General features: G+C 53.1%; 16 protein-coding genes and 1 tRNA gene. 2 read left to right on the forward strand and 15 right to left on the reverse strand.

The genetic code is table 11. The features are described 5' to 3' along the window. Nucleotides 1–129 precede the first annotated feature (129 nt). Nucleotides 130–819, forward strand: coding sequence for a helix-turn-helix domain-containing protein (locus FYJ65_RS06505; RefSeq protein WP_154554538.1), 690 nt, complete (start codon nt 130–132; stop codon nt 817–819). A 64-nt stretch (nt 820–883) separates the two neighbouring features. Here the strand turns inward: FYJ65_RS06505 and FYJ65_RS06510 are convergent, their stop codons facing one another. The 5 genes from FYJ65_RS06510 to feoB form a co-directional block, all read right to left on the reverse strand. Beyond that, a complete protein-coding gene (locus FYJ65_RS06510; RefSeq protein ID WP_154554539.1) occupies nt 884–1,690 on the reverse strand; it encodes a phosphatidylserine decarboxylase in 807 nt (268 codons plus the stop codon). A gap of 27 nt (nt 1,691–1,717) precedes the next feature. Next, entirely contained in the window at nt 1,718–2,401 is a 684-nt protein-coding gene (locus FYJ65_RS06515) for a CDP-alcohol phosphatidyltransferase family protein (RefSeq protein WP_154554540.1), read from the reverse strand. After that, nucleotides 2,398–3,429: a lysylphosphatidylglycerol synthase transmembrane domain-containing protein gene (locus FYJ65_RS06520; protein ID WP_154554541.1), complete on the reverse strand. Its 1,032-nt coding sequence runs from the start codon at nt 3,427–3,429 to the stop codon at nt 2,398–2,400. Before FYJ65_RS06520 ends, FYJ65_RS06515 begins: the two co-directional genes overlap by 4 nt. After that, nucleotides 3,426–4,073: a phosphatase PAP2 family protein gene (locus FYJ65_RS06525; protein ID WP_154554542.1), complete on the reverse strand. Its 648-nt coding sequence runs from the start codon at nt 4,071–4,073 to the stop codon at nt 3,426–3,428. Before FYJ65_RS06525 ends, FYJ65_RS06520 begins: the two co-directional genes overlap by 4 nt. 171 nt (nt 4,074–4,244) lie before the next feature. Then, nucleotides 4,245–6,593 carry a ferrous iron transport protein B gene (gene feoB, locus FYJ65_RS06530; protein WP_154554543.1) on the reverse strand — a complete coding sequence of 783 codons (2,349 nt, stop codon included), beginning with the start codon at nt 6,591–6,593 and terminating at the stop codon, nt 4,245–4,247. Between the two features lie 268 nt (nt 6,594–6,861). Here feoB and alr point away from each other — a divergent pair, with 268 nt between their 5' ends. Beyond that, nucleotides 6,862–8,031: an alanine racemase gene (gene alr, locus FYJ65_RS06535; protein ID WP_154554544.1), complete on the forward strand. Its 1,170-nt coding sequence runs from the start codon at nt 6,862–6,864 to the stop codon at nt 8,029–8,031. A 58-nt stretch (nt 8,032–8,089) separates the two neighbouring features. Here alr and FYJ65_RS06540 read toward each other — a convergent pair whose 3' ends face one another. The 10 genes from FYJ65_RS06540 to FYJ65_RS06585 form a co-directional block, all read right to left on the reverse strand. After that, nucleotides 8,090–10,138 (reverse strand): SulP family inorganic anion transporter, encoded by a 2,049-nt coding sequence (locus FYJ65_RS06540; RefSeq protein WP_235898221.1) that lies wholly within the window; start codon nt 10,136–10,138, stop codon nt 8,090–8,092. Nucleotides 10,139–10,157: 19 nt separating this feature from the next. Further along, a complete protein-coding gene (locus FYJ65_RS06545) occupies nt 10,158–11,435 on the reverse strand; it encodes an L-cysteine desulfidase family protein (protein ID WP_154554545.1) in 1,278 nt (425 codons plus the stop codon). A gap of 46 nt (nt 11,436–11,481) precedes the next feature. Then, nucleotides 11,482–11,895 (reverse strand): PaaI family thioesterase, encoded by a 414-nt coding sequence (locus FYJ65_RS06550; protein ID WP_154554546.1) that lies wholly within the window; start codon nt 11,893–11,895, stop codon nt 11,482–11,484. A 38-nt stretch (nt 11,896–11,933) separates the two neighbouring features. After that, entirely contained in the window at nt 11,934–12,812 is an 879-nt protein-coding gene (locus FYJ65_RS06555) for a DUF445 domain-containing protein (RefSeq protein WP_154554547.1), read from the reverse strand. 93 nt (nt 12,813–12,905) lie between these two features. Next, nucleotides 12,906–13,787: an EamA family transporter gene (locus FYJ65_RS06560; protein ID WP_154554548.1), complete on the reverse strand. Its 882-nt coding sequence runs from the start codon at nt 13,785–13,787 to the stop codon at nt 12,906–12,908. An 82-nt stretch (nt 13,788–13,869) separates the two neighbouring features. Then, nucleotides 13,870–13,943, reverse strand: a tRNA-Gly gene (locus tag FYJ65_RS06565). Nucleotides 13,944–14,452: 509 nt separating this feature from the next. After that, complete coding sequence (trmB, locus tag FYJ65_RS06570) at nt 14,453–16,348, reverse strand: tRNA (guanosine(46)-N7)-methyltransferase TrmB (protein WP_154554549.1); 1,896 nt, start codon at nt 16,346–16,348, stop codon at nt 14,453–14,455. Between the two features lie 54 nt (nt 16,349–16,402). Beyond that, a complete protein-coding gene (locus FYJ65_RS06575) occupies nt 16,403–17,209 on the reverse strand; it encodes an energy-coupling factor transporter transmembrane component T family protein (protein ID WP_154554550.1) in 807 nt (268 codons plus the stop codon). Then, nucleotides 17,206–18,066 carry an energy-coupling factor transporter ATPase gene (locus tag FYJ65_RS06580; RefSeq protein ID WP_154554551.1) on the reverse strand — a complete coding sequence of 287 codons (861 nt, stop codon included), beginning with the start codon at nt 18,064–18,066 and terminating at the stop codon, nt 17,206–17,208. Before FYJ65_RS06580 ends, FYJ65_RS06575 begins: the two co-directional genes overlap by 4 nt. Continuing rightward, nucleotides 18,051–18,899 carry an energy-coupling factor transporter ATPase gene (locus FYJ65_RS06585; protein WP_154554552.1) on the reverse strand — a complete coding sequence of 283 codons (849 nt, stop codon included), beginning with the start codon at nt 18,897–18,899 and terminating at the stop codon, nt 18,051–18,053. Before FYJ65_RS06585 ends, FYJ65_RS06580 begins: the two co-directional genes overlap by 16 nt. Nucleotides 18,900–19,194 lie beyond the last annotated feature (295 nt).

Raw genomic sequence — 19,194 nt, forward strand, 5'->3', positions numbered from 1 at the left:
TCATAGTGTGAAAAAAATATTGTCCTGTGGTATAATATTCCAAAAAGTATTTTAAAGTATCACAAATATTCATGACTTTCTTTCCAAAAGTGAAAGTCTCAGTTTTTAAAATAAATAGGGGAGACATCTATGCAGGAATCATTCTACAAAACCCTGGGGCAGAAACTGAAAGCCAGCCGAAAAATGAAAGGAATTACATTGGCGGAACTTGCGGAGGCCGTCCATCGCAGCCCCGCGTCCCTGTCCAAATACGAAAACGGTGAAGTCAACATCGCCATCGATGCTCTGGTGGAAATCTGTACCGCTTTAAATGTGGACATCTCGGAACTCCTTCCGGCCACGTACGTGGACCTGAAAAATGCGGATATCCTGAAATACGAAAAACATCTGATTGACCGGTTATACATCTATTGGTACAACGGAGAGGAGAAGAGGGTGAAGAACGCCATGATTGAAAACTCCCATCCGTCCATGAAATCCAAGATTTACTTTGTGACGGATGCCGAGAATTCGGAATATCAATCGGATTTCATCTACCATGGAACCGTATCCTATTCCGATACCAGCATTACCTTCTACTACACCAACGAAGCGCCGCCCTTTGACAAGGTGTTCATCCGCATGCCGCTCCTTTTCCAAAAGGGACGCCGCCAAAAGGGCATCATGTCCTGCATCTCCCTATACTACCAGGGGATTACCTTGAAAATTCTGGTCTCCCGTGAACCCCTTACCGTCACCGACGAGATTCGCAACGAACTGCTGATGACCCCGGAGGAAATCAAGGAGTTGAAACGCACCAACATGTTGATTATTAAATAGAAAAATAGCGCACGAGAACCCTCTTCGGATTCCCGTGCGCTTTCGCTTTATTGTCCGTTTCCGGCTATTCCCTTCTGCCGATGGCTTCCCCCATCTTCACTTCCGTCTCTTCACCGGCCCGAGTGGCTTTGAAGAATTTCTCCGTTACCGCAACGGTTCCCGGCTCCAGGAGCAGGATGATAGTAGAGCCGCCGTAAAGGAAACGCCCCTTCTCCTGTCCTCTCCGGACATCCGCCTCCTGATGGTAGTTGTCAATTTTCCCCACCAGCATGGCGCCCACTTCCATCTGAAGCACATCGCCGAAGTTCTCGCTGCGGATGACCGTATACTCCCGCGCATTTTCCGTAAATACGGGAAGTTCCCGAAGTGCCACCGGACGGACCGTATGCAGCACGCCCGGGATAAAAGTATTTTTCGTTTTGCGGCCGTTGTCCGGATAGGCGTAGCGGTGGTAATGATGCACGCACAGCCGGAAGACCAGACAGGTGCCGTTCTCGTATTTTTGTGCCAACTCCTCGTCCCGAACCAGATCCCGGATGGAATACCGGCTTCCTTTTACGGGAATCACCAGGGAGTCCGTAATGGGATAGGCGCTAAGGAGCCCGTCGCAAGGTGACGGAAGCACTGCCTCATCCATATCCATGGGCCGAAGCTCCGGACGGATCCGGCGACAGAAAAAGTCATTGAAACAGCCGTACTCCTCGTCCAGATAATCGTTCATATCGATGTTATTTTTGCGGATGAAGCGAGGAATAATGGGACGGGAAATGGCAGAATCCATGAAGCGGCCCACGAAGCGGGATAAGCCCGGGCGGGTCAGCAGCTTCAGGATGCATCGTCCCGGCATCGTCTGATATAAGAATTTCAGCATATCTCTTTTCTACCCCTCGTAATACATCTATGTAGCAATCAGGATGATGAATTCGATGGCACCGATTCCTACCATTGCCAGAATGCCCTTGGTATCCGGCTTTCTCACCGGGATTTTGGAAATGAACAGGAATCCCGTAACGGCCATGGTCAGAAAATAGATCCAGGTGATGTCCTTCGGCAGCACGAGCTGGAACAGCAGTACCGTCGGGAAAATCAGCGCTGCGGAAGTGACCGGAAGTCCTTCGTAATATTTGCGAACGCCCCCCTCCGTCTTCTGCCGTTCTTCTTCGGCCACGTTAAAATAAGCCAAGCGAATCAGGGCAGCCAAAATGTACAGAATCATCACCGCATAGCAGATGAAGAAGTACGGGTGACTCAGCAGTTTGTCCGCACTAGTGGGATCCCCCGCTTCATAATTCTGCAGAACGACACGCATCATGGCGCTGCCGATGCAGGCCGGAAGCACGCCGAAGCTCACCATATCCGCCAGGGAATCAATCTGAATTCCGAATTTCTTCTCCATCTCCGTGCGGTTCTTCTTGCTCCGAGCCACCTTTCCGTCGAAGGCATCACACAGTCCGCTGACCAGCAGAAAGAACACGCCTATGAAGGGATGGGCGTGGCTGTACAGAGAAATCATAATTCCCGTCCCGGCCGAAATCAGGGACAGGTATGTCAGCCACACCGTGTAATTGTAAAATCCTATCATTTTCTCAAACTCCTTTTTCTTCCCATAAAATACCCTGCCAGCACAATCAGTGCACTGGTAATAATGCATACGTAGAAGGAACAGCCCCGGCACAGCATCTCGATGGATGCCGCATCCCGGCCCAGAATCTCTCCGAATCCGTCCAGCATCAGGTAGTCCGCACCGCCCATTCCGCCCGGAATCGGGATGCTGTTGGATCCCAGCGCGGTAAAGGCCTGAACCACAAATCCTTCCACGGAAGTTCGAAGCCCTTCTCCCAGCGCCATAAAAATCGTAAATGTCACGCCGATCTGGGACAGCCGCTGCAGCAGATTGATGATAAAAATACGAATCAGCATCCACCCGTGTCCGGCGATTTCATCGGAACACTGTTGGTATTCCGCCATTTTCTTTTTCAGCTTCGCCTGCTTCTTCGTGAGGTTGCTCAGGAGCTTTCGCTTTCCCAGCATCTCCATCACCCGGTCACAGAGCCGGTACAAGATCTCTCCCCGGCGAAGCAGCATGTAGAACAGCAGGGACAGTCCCGTCATGATGAAGCAGCCCACCACGATTAAAATTCTGGAGAACAGGGACATTCTGCGAAACAGATTGAAGTGAAACAGCACGGACAGGCTGCCGATGGTCAGCGTCGCCAAGGTGTACATTACCAAATTAATCAGCAATGCGGTGGTACATGCCGGGATGTTCATTCCATCCCGAAGCATAAAGAACATGCTGGCCGGCTGTCCGCCGGAGGCGGAAGGAGTGATGGCGGAAAAAAAGACGTCCGCCGCCCCGTACACCGTCCCCTGCCGTTTCGCACTTTGGTATCCCAGCGTCCGACAGATGTGCACCAGTGCATATCCTTCAAACCAGATGTAGCCGAACATGCACAGCAAGCCGGCCGCCAGCCACAGCTTGTTCGCCCGGCTCAGATACGCCATCATGGTATCCAAGGAAAACTCCTTGCTTCCCGATGCAATCATCATTATCGTCAGTATGGCAATTCCCAGAGAAAGGAAACCCCACACTGCTTTCTTTTTGTTCATACAGTCGCACCCTCTCTTTGAACATACAATTTATGCGCCAGCAGGAGCCCCATTTCTCCTGCGGCAATTGCGCCCGCCACGTCCAGCAGCACGTGCTGTTTCAGCAGCTGGGTGGACGCGAAAATCATTATCGTTGCCACCGCCGCCACATTCCGATACCGGGGCGGCGCCTTCTTCATCTTCCGTGCACTGCGAAAGCAAATCCAGCTTTCCAGGCAGTGGATGGACGGAAACAAATTGTCCGGCGAATCGATTCGGTACAGCATCGCCACCAACTGTTCCCAGAAGGACCCGTCGGCATCGATGACCGGCCGCACCAGGGTGGTGGGAAACACCACGAAACAGATCAGGCAAATTGTTTTCGCAATCATCTCTCCGATCAGATAAATGCGGCACATCTCCCGGCTCTCCCGGGCAATGAGAATAAATCCACAGACCCAGAAGGGGAACGCCAAAAAGTAAACTACAATCCAGTGCGGGCAGAATGGAATCATCCGATCCACCGCCAGCTGGATGGAATGGTGTTTCATCCCGGAGGTGAACAGGCGAGTTCCGAAATACGTTATGCAGTTTAAAATAACCACCGCCGTCAGCAATCCCCAGGAGTACTCCGGCGCAATTTTTTTCAGTTTCTCTTTTATCATGACAAATATCTTCAGAATTACTTTTCCGCAATGATGTAATTATATATATAATCCGCTTTTGTTTCAACCATTCCCGCAAATCCTAAAGAAATCTTAATAATTATTAAGAAATTCCGTTTTTTCCCACTATCTAAAACTCACCGGACGCTGCCGGTGAGTGTTTTTTTGTTTTTACAGAAGAATGCTTCCAATCAGGTGCACCGCCCACGCAACGAGCCAGGCCACGATGCACTGGAAGATGACCATGAGGATGGCGGCTCCTCGGCCCTGCTCCTTCCGAATGGTGGCTACCGCCGCAATGCACGGGGTGTACAGCAGGCAGAACACCATGAAAGTGAACGCCGCCAGCGGAGTGATGGCCGAACGAACGGCTGCGGTTCCGCCGTATACCACCGCCATCATGGATACCACGCTTTCCTTCGCCAGGAAACCGGAAATCAAGGCAGTTACCATCTGCCAGTTTCCGAAGCCCAGCGGGATGAACAGCGGTGCCAGGAATCCCGCCAGTGCCGCCAGCATGCTGGACTGCGGGTCCGAAACCATGTTCATGGAGAAGTTGAAGTTCTGCAGGAACCACACCACGATAGTGCCGATAAAGATGACGGAGAACGCCCGCTGCAGGAAGTCCTTCGCCTTGTCCCACATGAGCTGCAGAACGCTCTTCGCCCCCGGCATCCGGTAGTTCGGCAGCTCCATGACGAAAGGAACCGCCTCCCCTTTGAACACCGTGTTTTTGCCGATGAGGGCAATTAATATAGCCATGAGAATTCCGATAAAATACATCGAAATCATCACCGGCGCCGCGTACTTCGGGAAGAACGTGTTGGCAAAGAATGCGTAAATTGGCATCTTTGCGGAACAGCTCATAAAAGGAATCAGCAGCAGCGTCATCTTCCGGTCCCGCTCCGACGGCAGGGTGCGGGAAGACATGATTGCGGGAACGCTGCAGCCGAAGCCCACCAGCATCGGCACGATACTGCGCCCGGAGAGTCCCACCCGGCGCAGGAGTTTATCCATAAAGAATGCTACCCGCGCCATGTACCCGCTGTCTTCCAGCAGGGACAGGAACAGGTACAACACCACAACAATCGGCACAAAGGACAACACCGAACCTACGCCGGTAAAAACGCCATCGATGATCAGCGAATGAATCGGCGTCGCCACGTCCATGGCGGTGAGCCACTGATCCGTCCAGTGGGTGATTATTTGGATCCCTTCATCCAGCAGGTTCTGGAAGAAGGCCCCGATGACGTTAAAGGTGAGCCAGAACACCAATCCCATGATGGCCACGAAAGCCGGAATGGCGGTCCACTTGCCGGTGAGGAAGCGGTCCAGTTTCTGGCTTCGAATCCGCTCCTTACTTTCCTTCGGTTTAATCACCGTCTGATGGCACAGCCGGCGAATAAAGGTATATCGCATATCCGCCATGGCGGCGCTGCGGTCCATGCCGCACTCCTCTTCCATCTGGCAAGTGATTTTCTCCACCATTTCCTCTTCATTCTCTGTAAGCGCCAGCGCCTTCGTTACCAGCGGGTCCCCTTCAATCAGCTTCGTGACCGCAAACCGAACCGGAATGCCGGCCGCCTCTGCGTGATCGCCCACCAGACTCATGATTCCGTGAATCGCCCGGTGCACGGCACCGTTGTGATCCTTCGGATTGCAGAAATCCACCCGGCCGTGAGTCTCACCCAGACGCGCAATGCGCACGGCGTGCTCGGCCAGCTCCTCCACCCCTTGGTTTTTCGCCGCCGAGGTTGGAATGACCGGCACCTGAAGGATTTCTTCCATCTCATTGATCAGCACCGAGCCGCCGTTTCCCGTCATCTCATCCATCATGTTCAGGGCGATGACGATGGGAACGTTCAGCTCCAGCAGCTGCATGGTGAGATACAGGTTTCGCTCAATGTTGGTAGCATCGATGATGTTGATGATCGCCGATGGTTTCTCTTCCAGAATAAACTGCCGGGAGACGATTTCCTCGCTGGTGTACGGGGAAAGGGAGTAGATGCCCGGCAAATCCACTACTTCCGTGCCGGGATATCCTTTGATCATCCCGCTCTTTCGATCCACTGTTACCCCCGGAAAGTTTCCGACGTGCTGATTGGACCCGGTCAGTTGGTTGAACAGGGTGGTTTTGCCGCAATTCTGATTTCCCGCCAATGCGAAAACGATATGATCTTCCGATACATCTCGGTCTCGTTCTCTTCCTCTGCCCTCTTCACCGATTCCCGGGTGAGGAATGTCCTTGCTGGGTTGAATGGGTTCCAGCACTTCTCCCCGGCCGCCGGGATGTTCGTGCACGTTAGTGATGTCAATCTGCGCCGCATCCGCCAGACGCAGGGTCAAGGAATAGCCGGATACCATCAGTTCCATAGGATCGCCCATGGGCGCGTATTTAATCAGGGTGACTTCAATTCCGGGAATCAATCCCATATCCAAAAAATGCTGCCGAAGGGCTCCTTCGCCTCCCACAGCCGATATTACTGCAGACTGTCCGATTTCTAAATCGCAAATCGTCATACAATCTTCCTCCTACTTTACACTAAAAACACTTCCCCTATAATACCACATTTTCCGTCAAATCGTGTCTTTTATCCCAATGAAACTTTGTTTTTCTTCCTATCGGCAAGCGGTTGCGGACCGGACGCAGGTTTTTCATCACGTCCCTTGAAGCCCCGGTATTCCCGTGCTAAAATATTTTGTTGTTGAGTGCTCCCGATCTGTGGAAACAATCGGAAGTGCCCTGGCGAAAAGAATATTTTTTTATATGATTCACAGGAGCAAAAATATGAAATCAACATTGAAACGGACGTGGGCGGAAATCGATCTGGACGCCCTCACATATAATTATCACACGATTCGGAAACACATTGGGCCGGATGTGCGCTTCCTGGGCGTGGTGAAGGCGGATGCCTACGGCCACGGCTCCCTGCAGGTGGCCACAAAGCTGCAGGAGCTGGGGGCGGATTACCTGGCGGTGAGCAGCATCGACGAGGCTTTGGAGCTTCGCTTCAACGGCATCACCATGCCGATTCTGATTCTGGGACACACGCCGAAGGAACAGGTGGATCGGCTGATCTGCTTTAATATCACCCAGGCGGTGACCTGTGAGGCCAAGGCGCTGGAGTACAGCGAGGAGGCGGTGAAATACGGCGGCACCCTGAAGGTTCATATCAAGGTGGATACGGGCATGTCCCGGCTGGGATACCTCTGCGAGGGGGATTATTTTCAGCACGGCGTAAACGGCATCGTTCATGCCTGCAACCTTCCGGGCCTGGATGCGGAAGGCATCTTTACTCATTTTGCGGTGGCGGATGAAGAAGGTGCGGATGAGCTGGAATACACCCGGCACCAGTTTCAGCTGTTCACCGATGTGATTCGGAGCGCGGAAGAACAATGGGGGCATGAGTTCCGGATTCGCCACTGTGCCAATACCGGAGCCACGGCAAAATATCCGGAAACCTATCTGGACATGGTTCGCCCGGGCCTGCTGCTGTACGGATACGGAGACTATGCGAAGCAGCTGGGACTCCGTCCGGTAATGTCCCTGAAGACCGTTGTCAGCACCATCAAAATCTACCCGGCCGGCACCCATATCAGCTACGGCGGAATTTTCGAGACTACCCATTCCACGCGAATCGGCGTGGTGCCTTACGGATATGCGGACGGCTTCCTGCGCTGCCTTTCCAACCGCTACGCTCTGATGACGGCAGAAGGTCCGGCACCGGTACGGGGCAAAATCTGCATGGACATGTGCATGATTGATCTTTCCGATGCACCCGGTGTGGATGTGGGCGACGAGGTGACCATCTTCGGACCGGACAATTCCCTGGAGCACATGGCGGAAATGGCGGGCACCATCCCGTACGAGCTGACCTGCAGCGTGAGCAAGCGGGTTCCCCGTCTCTTCATCGAGAACGGGCAGGTGGTTTCCAAGGAACTGCTGTTAAGAATGTAAAAAAAGAAAACCTGCATGCGGTCGGCAAGCCAAGATTGCCTCCCGGATGCAGGTTTTTTTATTCTTTTGGATGACGCAGGTGTTCTTCCAGGCTTTCCTCTACCTCGTGCTGAAGTTCCTCTATGCCGTGGGCATCCCGATGCATTTCCCGGGACTCCTCTGCCAGTCGGTGCAGCACCTCTGCCACATGGTGCAGGATTTCCCGGTCGTTCACCTCGTCCCAGTTTCCCGCCGCCTGTTTTCTCAGACCCCGAAGCATTTGGTGTTCATCAAAAGTGCCCAGTTCCACAATCGCTTCCGCAATTTCTTCCGCCGCCTCAATCAGCTTTCCGTTAGCGGCTTCTCCGAAGATCCACTCGTATTCCGCCACCTTCTCGTCGATGTACGGAATCTGAATCCGTTGCTCATCCCCTTCGTGAGCCACAATCGGGTACGGGCGCACCAGCCCGCATTCCGCCAAAGCATCCTCCACGTGGCGGCGGCACATACCCGCCTCCAGGAGTTTTTCGTCATCGTATTTATACAGGAGGTCATTCACCACGCCGGGATGCTCCGTCATGTAGAAGCGAACTCCGTTCTTTTCCAGGTTTCGGTAGATTACCGGCAGCCGTTCCGCCGCCGTGATATCGATGCTGCCAATGCCTCTTCCGTCCACGATAACCTGCCGAATATCCGGCGTTACCGCCCGTTCGATATCCTCCTGGAAGGTGCCCACATTAGCGAAGAACAGGGTTCCGCTGAACCGATAGATGACCGTGTGCTGGATTCGCCGGGCATTCCGGTTCCGATCCAAGGCGTAGAATCCATCCTTTCCCGGAATGCACCCCAGGTAAGCTCTCGGCGGAACCACCGCCCGAACGAACACATCGATAAAGGACAAGATGACGCCGATCACAACCCCGTAAATGGTGCCCAGAAGCAGTACGCCTAAGAATGCCGCCATAAAAATAATAAACTCCGCCCGATTGGTTTTCCGAAGTTTTGCCGCAAGATCGAATTCCAGGATGCCCATCAGGGCACAGATGACGATGGCGCAGAGAATCGGCACCGGAAGGTATCCGATAAACCCGGTGCAGAACAAGAGAATCAGCACCATGGTTCCCGATGCTGCCAAGGACATCATCTGAGATTTTCCCCCGAATTGGGCGGCGATTCCCGTTCGGGACACGCTGCCGTTCATCGGGCAGCAGCCGGTAAAAGCCGCCGCCAAGTTGCCCAGCATGTAGGCCCATAATTCCCGGTCGTTGTTCACCTTGTAATTGTTTTTCATGGCAAAGTTATTGGTGGCCAGAAGGGTTTCCGCCACAATCACCAGGGCGATGGTCATGCTGGCCAGCACCATGTGCCGGTCCACGCTCATCAAGACACCCCAATCCGGAACGGAGAAGGACGGAAGCCCCGGCTCCACCGGCGGCAGCATCGTGACGCCGTATTTTTTTAGCGGAAGGAAATAGGACATCAGCGCTCCGGCAAACATGAGGATCACCGGCATCGGGACTTTGGGCCAGCGCTTTCCGCAAAAACGGATGAGGGCGATGGCGCACATCCCCAGAACGAAGGACAGCAGGTTGAAGTGCTGCATCGCTTCCCGGAGGATGTGGTGCAACAGCTCGAACAGCTCTCCGGTGGAAGCCGTCCCGCCAAAGAGTTTTGGGACTTGCATCAGAATGATTTCGCAGCCGATGCCGCTGATAAAACCGCCCATAACCGGAGTGGAGATGAAGTTGGTGAAGCGTCCCGCCCGCAGCAGTGCGAACAGCAGGAGCCACAGGGTGACCATCAGGGTGACCACCGGCACGAAGGCCATGGCTTCCTTGGTTCCACCGGCGATTCCGAAGGTGGCGAGCATTCCCCCCACCAGTGCGGCCGGTGCGGCGTCCACGCCGAAGACGAACTGCGGCGAGGAGGAGCACAATCCGAAAAGGAGAATCGGCAGAACCGATCCGTACAATCCGTAGATGGCCGGTAGTCCGGCAATCTGGGAATAGCCCATGGATATCGGGATGGATACCAGCGCAATAATGATTCCCGCCGGAATATCTTTCCGGAGATTCATCCAGTTGTAATTTTTCAGGAACATATCCACCTCCTTTTCGGCTTCTTCCATTCGTTTTTCAGGGTTCATACTATTCGTCAATCATCATTTTGATGATTTCTTCATTGGTCTCCCGCATGCCGTCTCTTCCCAGACGGCCTACGTTGTGAATGGTGGCCTCGATTCCTCGGGTGACGATTCCGTCTCCCGCATAGAATTCCTGCCCATTCAGGTACATGTTATATCCCAGGATTCCCGCATCCACGGCAGATGCGATTTTGGCCGCGCAGGAAGCCTTAGCACCGTCACAGATGATACCGGACACGATGGCCAGCGCATTGACCACGGTGTGAATTACTTCCTTGTAACCGCCACCGCAAAGGTAAGCGATTCCCGCACCCGCTGCCGCTCCGGCACTCACCGCACCGCAGTATGCGGAGAGTCGGCCGATTCCGGTCTTCTGGTGGATGGCAATCAGGTTGGACAGCGCCAGCGCCCGGTAGGTCTCCTCTTCCGTCGCCTTTCGTTCCTTGGCATATTCCAGCACCGGAAGGGAACAGGTCATTCCCTGATTTCCGCTTCCCGCATTGATGACAACCGGAAGTTCACAGCCGTTCATCCGGGCATCGGAACCCGCCGCCGCCATGGCTTTCGCTCGGGTGCGCACGTCTGTTCCGTAGCAGGCCAAAAGCACGCTGCCGATGTTGGCGCCGTAGTTTCCCGCCAGACCTTCCTTGGCAATCGCCGTGTTGTATTCAATCTGCCGGCCGATGACCTCCCGGATATCCTCCACGTCCACGGTAGTGGCAAAATCCCAAATGGACTGCACGTCCAGCAGTGTCCGGTCCGTCAAGCCCTCTTCCGAGTCTGCCTCCACCGGTACGTAGTGGAGAATTTCGCCATTTTTTTCGATGCGCACGATATTGGTGTGGTAGTTGGCAATTCGAACCTTGGCGGAATCTCCTCCCGCAAAAACATCCACGATGATGTCGAACACGCATCCGTTGTCCACGTGCTCCACCGTAAATTCCGTCTGTCCCAGGTATGCCGCAATTTCCGCCGCCTGCTCTTCCGACACGTCCGCGATCACTTCCAGTTCCCGGGAGGCGTCGCCCGCCACGATGCCGGCGGAAGCCGCTGCCGGGATTCCCTTCAGATGATTGGTGTGGGGCACGATGACGCTCTTTACGTTCTTGATAATGCTGCCGCTGGCACCGATGCGCACCCGCTCCGGCATTTTGCCCAGCACCTCCCGAGCTTTAGCCGCCGCATAGGCCAGCGCAATCGGTTCCGTACATCCCATAGCCGGAACCAGCTCCTCCTTCAGAATCTGCACGTAGGCCTGATACTTAATGTCTTCTCTGTTCATTGTAATTCACCATTAATCCAATCCTTACCTTACAGTTTTTAACCTTCTATTCGTTCACGATTGGGAACTTCAGCTGCATCATGGTGAAAGTTCCCTTGCACAGCAGCGTGTCCTCGTCGTCGAACACTTCCAAATCGAATACCATAATCCGCTTTCCGTGCTTGACTTCCTTTGCCACCGCCCGCAGCTTGCTGCAGTGCAGCGCCGGCCGCAGGTAATAAAAAGAAGTATCCACGGTTGTCGTCTTATACTGATAAGAAGCGGCGGCCGCACCGCAGGTGGTATCGCACAGGGTGAAAAGCATTCCGCCGTGCACCGAGGATGCGCCGTTGGTCATATAGTCCTGTACCGGCACCTCTGCGGTGGCATATCCTTCCCGAATCTCCGTAATCACCACACCCAACTTGTTGGGAAAAGGATTCTTATGGTTTAAGTAATCCCTTATTTCTTCGTATGTCATTTTCGGTCTCCTTTATCCTTGTCGTTTTTCTTTTTTTATTAGAAGAGCAGATTCAAGCATCCCAGAATCAATCCGATCAGTGCGCCCAGATTGACAATCAGGTTCAGCTCGCGTTTCATCACGGAAAGTACCAACTCTTCCAGCTGTTCGTTGGACATGTCGTTGACCTTCTCTTCAATCATTCCCGATACGTTGATGCGGTCAATCAGCGCCGGAACCGCGGACTTTACCGCACCGCGATAGGCCTTCCGCAGAATTCGCTCCACGCGCTCGTCGGAATATCCTGCTTCAAAGGCAATTTCCGACAGTGTGTCGCGGCTCCAGGTATCCATCTGGCTGCGAACCATCCGATTCAGGAACTCCTCCCCTTTATCCTCTATTTCACCTTGGATTCCAGCCTCCACCATCTGTTTCGCCGATTCCACGAAACTGTCGGTGATGAACATTCCCAGCATGCCGCCCCGGAACTGGTTCACCAGCTTGTCGATGACGGTGTCGGAAACCATTCGAATGGTTTCCCCGCTGCGCAGGCTCTGCAGAAGCTGCTGAGAGAGGATTTCACTCAGCCGATCCAGCCCTTTCTCGTATTTCTCTTCGGAACCCAGAACACTGATACCCAGATCTGAAATAGGGCGGTCCATCCCCCGCACCATCTGCGCCACCGCGTTGTCCTCCGCTTCCCCGGAAAGGAACTGGGCGGAGATGGTCTCTTCTCCGAAGAAAGTGGTTTCCACCACTTCACCGATGGCTTTTGCCAGGCGCGGCTTGTTCTTCGGGATGGCACCCGGGGTGAAAGGCAGTGTGTGCCCCAGCACCTTGATTTCGTTTCTCGGCCGGAAAAGCATTTTCACGGCGATGTAATTCGTGCAGTATCCGATTACCGCACCGATCAGCGGCGGTATAATGTAATGCCACATATTTATAAGTCTCCTTTTCTTTAACAAAAATACACCTAAGTATAATACTCCATGAGGTGGAGAATTTCAATTGTTAATCTGAACAGTATCTCGTCACAGATTCAGCAGCACAATTGCCCCCATGGATAATGCCATTCCGATATAATCCCGGCGAGTCAGTTTCTCGTGCAGCACTGTCCAATTGATGCAGTTGATGAACAGCGCCACGCCCAGCCCGAACACGATGTAGGAAATAAATGCCGGGATGTCGTAGATTGCCCGAATCAGGAATTTGGTGGACAGGTAGTTGGAGATTCCCAGGAGCATTCCGCACACCAGATCCACCCGATTCATGTGCTCGTGACTAAAGAAGTACGCCAGGATGCACAGAACCAACGCCATCGCAAAGGTGATGGAAATGAAGAAGTCCTCCATCTCATGGGGACAGAAGGCTTCGAACACCTTAGACATGGTATCCGCCATCCCGCTGCACACCAGCATGGGAATCAGCAGCCACCGGTAGGAAGTGCCCTCTGCGGACGATGCGCCGATCGCCCGGCTTCCCTTGCCGACAGAAAATCCGCCGGTTGGGATGGAAACCACCGTCAGGGAAGCCACCGCCAGAATCACGCCGCCCCACTGAGTGCTTCCCGGATACTCCCGAAAAAGCACGATGGACAGCAGTACCGGAATCAGCAAGCCCATATGGCTCAGTGACGCGGACACCGTCGCTCCGTTTTTCCGAATGCTCAGCTGCAATAAAAGAAAAGCCGACACGTAAAAGAATCCGTTCACCATTCCCAGGAGAGGCGTCATGCCCATCCGGTGAAAATTCAGGTGGGCAATTTCTTTCACCACAAGTGCCCCTCCGAAAATCACCGCCATCACATAATTCATCAGTAACAGTGCCACCCGGTTCTCGCTGTGCTTCTCATGGAATTTCATAATCAGCGAATTTCCGCTGCTGCAGATTATCGCCAGAATCAGATTTATCATGGGGGTCCTCCAAATTGTTTTATCCTGTCGTCGCTTCAGTCAGCTTATTTAAAAAGGCGGTGCCGCGCACCGCCTTTTCCTATGGAGCGGGTGAAGGGAATCGAACCCTCGACGCGAGCTTGGGAAGCTCGAGTTTTGCCATTAAACTACACCCGCAAAACTTACTCGCTTATTATACTCCAATTACGAACAACCGTCAAACCTTTTGGTTTGACGGCTGCACAGGTCTAATTAATTCGTCCAGCTTTCATATAAAATCTCATATGCCTAGAATTTCGAAGGCGATTCACGCTTTTTGCCAGCAAACGACGATTTAGCGTGAATGCAATTCGCCGCTTTTGCGGAATTCTAATTTTGCAGCGTCACTTACCGCCATCCGTTCACGCTGAAAGAGCCTTTCCTTTCAAAAAGCGTGAACTTTTTTCATCAGTTTTTTTTGCATACGAGTAATCTCACAACGAAACTGGACATGGACGGAAATCCATTCACGCTAATCACCGAAAATTGTCAAATTAGCGTGAAGTCGCCCGAAGAATCTAGGCATATTTAATTTATTCTGTGAAAATAGTTCTAATTTTCAGAACCACCTAACGGAGCAACCGGATGGAATAACCTGACGGAGTGTCCCACCATTCCATTCAACCGATAAGCGTGCCTTTAATTCCTTACGCTTCCAGTGCTTCCAGAATCAGCTTTGGTAGCTTGCGGCACTTCGCTTCGGAAATGGAGGCGATGGATACCCGAACGCCCTTGGTGAACGGTACTACGAAGACATCCGCTTCTTCCAGCTTCTTGCTTACCGCATCCGGGTCCTCACAAGGAACAGAGCAGAAGAATCCGCCGCGGAACGGAACCATCTTCAGTCCCACCTTTGCCGCTTCTTCCTCGAAAGCGTGGCCTCTGCTGAGAAGCATGTTCCGGAACCCGGCTCTCTCCTCGTCCACTCTGGCCAGGAGTTCCGGATTATTGTAAATTTTTGCGATAACTTCCTGCGGTCCTCTCGGACAGTTGGACCAGCTTGCCCGTGCGGAGAAGGACAGGACCCGAACGAATTCGTCCCGAACTTCCTCGGTTTTTGCCAGGCAGATGGTTGCTGCACAGCGGCATCCGTAGAAAGTGAAGGTCTTGGATGCGCTGTAGGCCAGCATCGGCAGGATATTGCTGTTCAGTTCCTCCAGCTTCGGCAGGAAGGAACGGACTTCCTTTTCATCTCCTGCGAAATCGATGTAGGCTACGTCCGCAACTAAAGCCACCTTCTTGGCCGGGTCGGTGCTGTTCAGCACGCGAACCACGCCGTCCCAGTCTTCGCCGGACAGGGAATATCCCGTCGGATTGTTGGCCGGTGTGTTGATGATGATTACCAGGCGGTCCTGAATCCGCAGAAGTTTATTTACCTTGTATTCGAAGTCTTCCAGATTGAAGTTTCCTTCTGCGTCGAACATATCGAAGGTCTCTTCATCCCGGCCCATTTCCATGGCGATGTTCTTGTAGGTAGTCCAGTGCCAATCGTGGGTCAGGAACTTATCGCCCGGGCAGGAATAGTTGGCAATGGCATTTCTCAGGGAGCCGGTACCGCCCGGCGATGCCACAACGCCCACATAACCCTTCGGCTGATAATCACCCAGAGCTGCTTTTACGATAGCCTCCTTAAATGCCGGCGTTCCGGCAATCGGTGCATACTCCGCATACTCCGCCGGGGTGAGGGATTTTACCGCTTCGTCCACCGAAGAGAGCACAATCAGCTTACCTTCATCGTCCAGCAGGGCGCCGATGGTGGCGTTGATTACGTTCTCCTTTCCCTTTGCGGCGATGGCCGCCTTCGCTCTTCCGCTGATTCCAAAGATCTTGTCCTCCTTCGGAACCGTTCTTCCGTTATACGCTGCAAAACTCGTGTCTGCCATTTTCTTTCTCCCTTCTCTTCTTCCGAATTTTACCCTTTTAATATTTTCACCCAGAGTGCTGAATTTGGCTTCATACTCTGTCATGATGTTGTCTTCGTTGTATTCGCAGTGATGCAGGTCCCGGGTCAGCTCATGGATCTTCATGTCGTTGGCCAGAATCTCCTGAATGGTGAACTCGAATAGCCCGGTGTTGTCGGTTTTGAACGTCACGATGCCGTCGTCCTTCAGAATTCGCTCGTACTGCACCAGCTTGGACCGATGGGTCAGTCGCTTCTTCGCACTGTAATTCTTCGGCAGCGGATCGCTGAAATTCAGATAGATGCCGTCCACTTCCTCGTCCCGGAACCAGTCCGTGAGATCCACGATGAAATCCGGCACGAACACCACGTTGGTCAACCCCTTCTCCCGAATCTTCTCCATGGCCCGAAGAAGCACGCTGCGGTTGCCTTCCACCGCGATGTAGAAATTCTCCGGATGCCGCTCCGCCATCTCCGAAATGAACTTGCCCTTTCCGCAGCCCACTTCCAGATACAACCCGGTGCATCCCGCTTTCCGCACCCGTTCCTGCCAATTTCCCTTGCAAGCCTCCGGATGGTACACCAGAAACTCCTCATACTTTGCATATTTCTCTTCCAGATTTTTAACTTTTCTCTGTCTCACGCCGTTCTCTCTCTATTCTATAATTTAAATTTTAATAAAAACAATAACATTCCTCTAAGGCAGCGGCATCCACCGGGATGCGATTACGATTCCCAGAAAGACCGCCAGCAAAACTCCGGCCACCCCATCTCTTCGGCTAAAAACAATTTCCTTCATGCGGGTGCGTCCGACACCCCCATGGTAGCACCGTGCCTCCATGGCCAGCGCCAAATCCTGTGCAATCCGAAAGGATCCCACGAACAGGGGAATCAGAATCGGTATCATGTTCTTCACCCGCTGAATCAGATTCCCGGATTCGAAGTCCGCCCCCCGGGCCTGCTGGGCCTTCATGATTTTATCCGTCTCCTCCAAGAGAGTCGGAATAAAACGCAGGGCGATGCTCATCATCAGTGCAATCTCGTGGCTGGGCAACCCGAACCGGTTAAACGGTTTCAGTAATTTCTCCAGACCGTCGGTGAGTTCCATGGGTTTGGTGGTCAGGGTCAGCATGGAGGTCCCGATAATCAGAAGGATCAGCCGCAGCGCCATAAAGCAGGACCGATACAGCCCTTCATAGGTGATGGTGAGAAATTTCCAATGCCACAGTACCGTTCCGTCGAACATGAACAGGTTCAGCAAAAAGGTCAGCAGAATGATGAAGACCACCGCCTTCAATCCCCTGAAAATAAATCGCACCGGCACTTTTGAGATTCCGATGAGCACCCCCAGTGCCAGAATCACCAGGCCAAACCCCGCAAAGGAATTCACCAAAAAAAGCTCAATGATATACAGCAGGGTTCCCAGAATCTTCGTTCGGGCATCCAGCCGGTGAATCACCGACTGTTCCGGATAATATTGTCCTAACGTGATATCCCGAATCATTTCTTCCTGCCTTTCAGATACCGGCAGATTTCCTTCGCCGCATCTTCAATACTCAACTGTGCCGTATCGATTCCCGGCATCCGATCCTTTAGCCGCTCCATAAATTCCGTGGCCGGGGGCAGCCCCAGGCCCATTTCCCAAAGCGGTTCTCCTCGAGAAAACACCTCCGCCGGCGTTCCGTTCATCACCAGCTTCCCCCGATTCATCACCAGCACCCGGTCCGCCAGCTCCGCAACATCTCCCATGTTATGAGAAACCAGCAGAATGGTCATGCGCTCCTTCCGATGTATCCTCCGAATCAACTCCAGAACATCCCGATGGGCGGAAGGATCCAACCCGGCGGTGGGTTCGTCCAGAATCAGGATTTCCGGCTTCATGGCCAGCACTCCCGCAATGGCCACTCGCCGCTTCTGTCCCCCGGACAGTTCGAAAGGCGACCGTTCTTTCACTTCTTCGTAATCCAGTCCCGTCAGACGGATGGATTCCTCCACCACCCGGTCCAGTTTCTCGCCGGTCATACCGACCTGCTTCGGGCCAAAAGCCACGTCCTTGGCCACCGTTTCCTCGAACAGCTGGTATTCCGGATACTGAAATACCAATCCCACCTTCCGGCGCACTTCCGTCATCTTGGTGGACGGGTCGGTGATGCACACCTCCCCCACCGTGATTTTACCGGAGTCGGGACGGAGCAACCCGTTCAGCTGCTGCATCAACGTGGATTTTCCGGAACCGGTGTGGCCGATCACCGCCGCAAACTCCCCCGGTTCCAACTGAAAGGAGACATTCTCCAGCGCCCGCGTCTCGTTGGGCAGTCCCTTCGAATATGTATATGTAAGATTCTCTACTGTAATTGACATATGGCCTCTATCAATTCCTCTTCGGTCTGCACCGAAGCATCCACCGGCAATCCCTGCCGGATCAATTCTTCTCTCAGCGCAATGATGGCCGGCATTTCCAATCTGGCGCGCTGAATTCTCTCGCGATCTGCAAAAAAATCTCTCGGCGGCATATCGTCAGTGATCCGGCCGTCCTTCATGACAATCAGCCGGTCCGCCTGCATCGCCTCTTCCATAAAATGAGTGATGAGGATTACCGTGATTCCCGCTTCGTGCAAGCGATGAATGATGTCCATCACCTGATGGCGCCCTTTGGGATCCAGCATGGCAGTAGGTTCATCGAACACAATGCACTTCGGCCGCATGGCGATGGCTCCCGCAATGGCGATTCGCTGCTTCTGTCCTCCGGACAGCATGTGGGGCGCTTTCAGCCGCTGCTCATACATACCTACCGCTTGAAGGGCTTCGTCCACCCGCCGACGAATCTCCATCGGGTCCACCCCCAAATTCTCCGGGCCGAAAGCCACGTCGTCCTCCACCACGGAGGACACAATCTGATTGTCCGGATTCTGAAAAACCATTCCAACCGTGCTTCGGATATTCCAGATATGATCGTCTTCCCGGGTATTCATCCCTTCAATCCATACATCTCCCTCAGTGGGAAGGAGAAGGCCGTTCAAATGCTTTGCCAAGGTGGACTTTCCGGAGCCGTTCATCCCCAGAACCGCCACGAATTCACCGGACGGCACCTCAAAAGTCACCCCGTCGACAGCACGAAAAGACGTCGCCGGTCCTTCCGGGGATACTTTTCGGTATTCAAATGTCAGGTTCTCCACCCGGATAATCGGTTCCATATTTCCTCCTCGCATTAACCGGCTCATTATATCACAGATATTCCGTAGTGTTCAAGAAAAGCACCTTTTCGACAAGGGATTCCCAACTTCCATCATACAACAAAGAGCCGGAGCAAGCTCCGACTCTTTGACTTCAGATCAAACGACCTTTCTGTTTGCAGGAATCCCCTTTCCCGACTATCGATTCTATATTATCCCCTTTTACGACTCGATGGTAATATTATATTCATCCCATGATGGGATGTCAATAATCCTTTTGTATTTAATTACAAACTTTTACGGTATTTTTGATTGT

Source organism: Mogibacterium kristiansenii (genome assembly GCF_009695905.1).
Taxonomy (GTDB): Bacteria; Bacillota; Clostridia; order Peptostreptococcales; family Anaerovoracaceae; genus Mogibacterium_A; species Mogibacterium_A kristiansenii.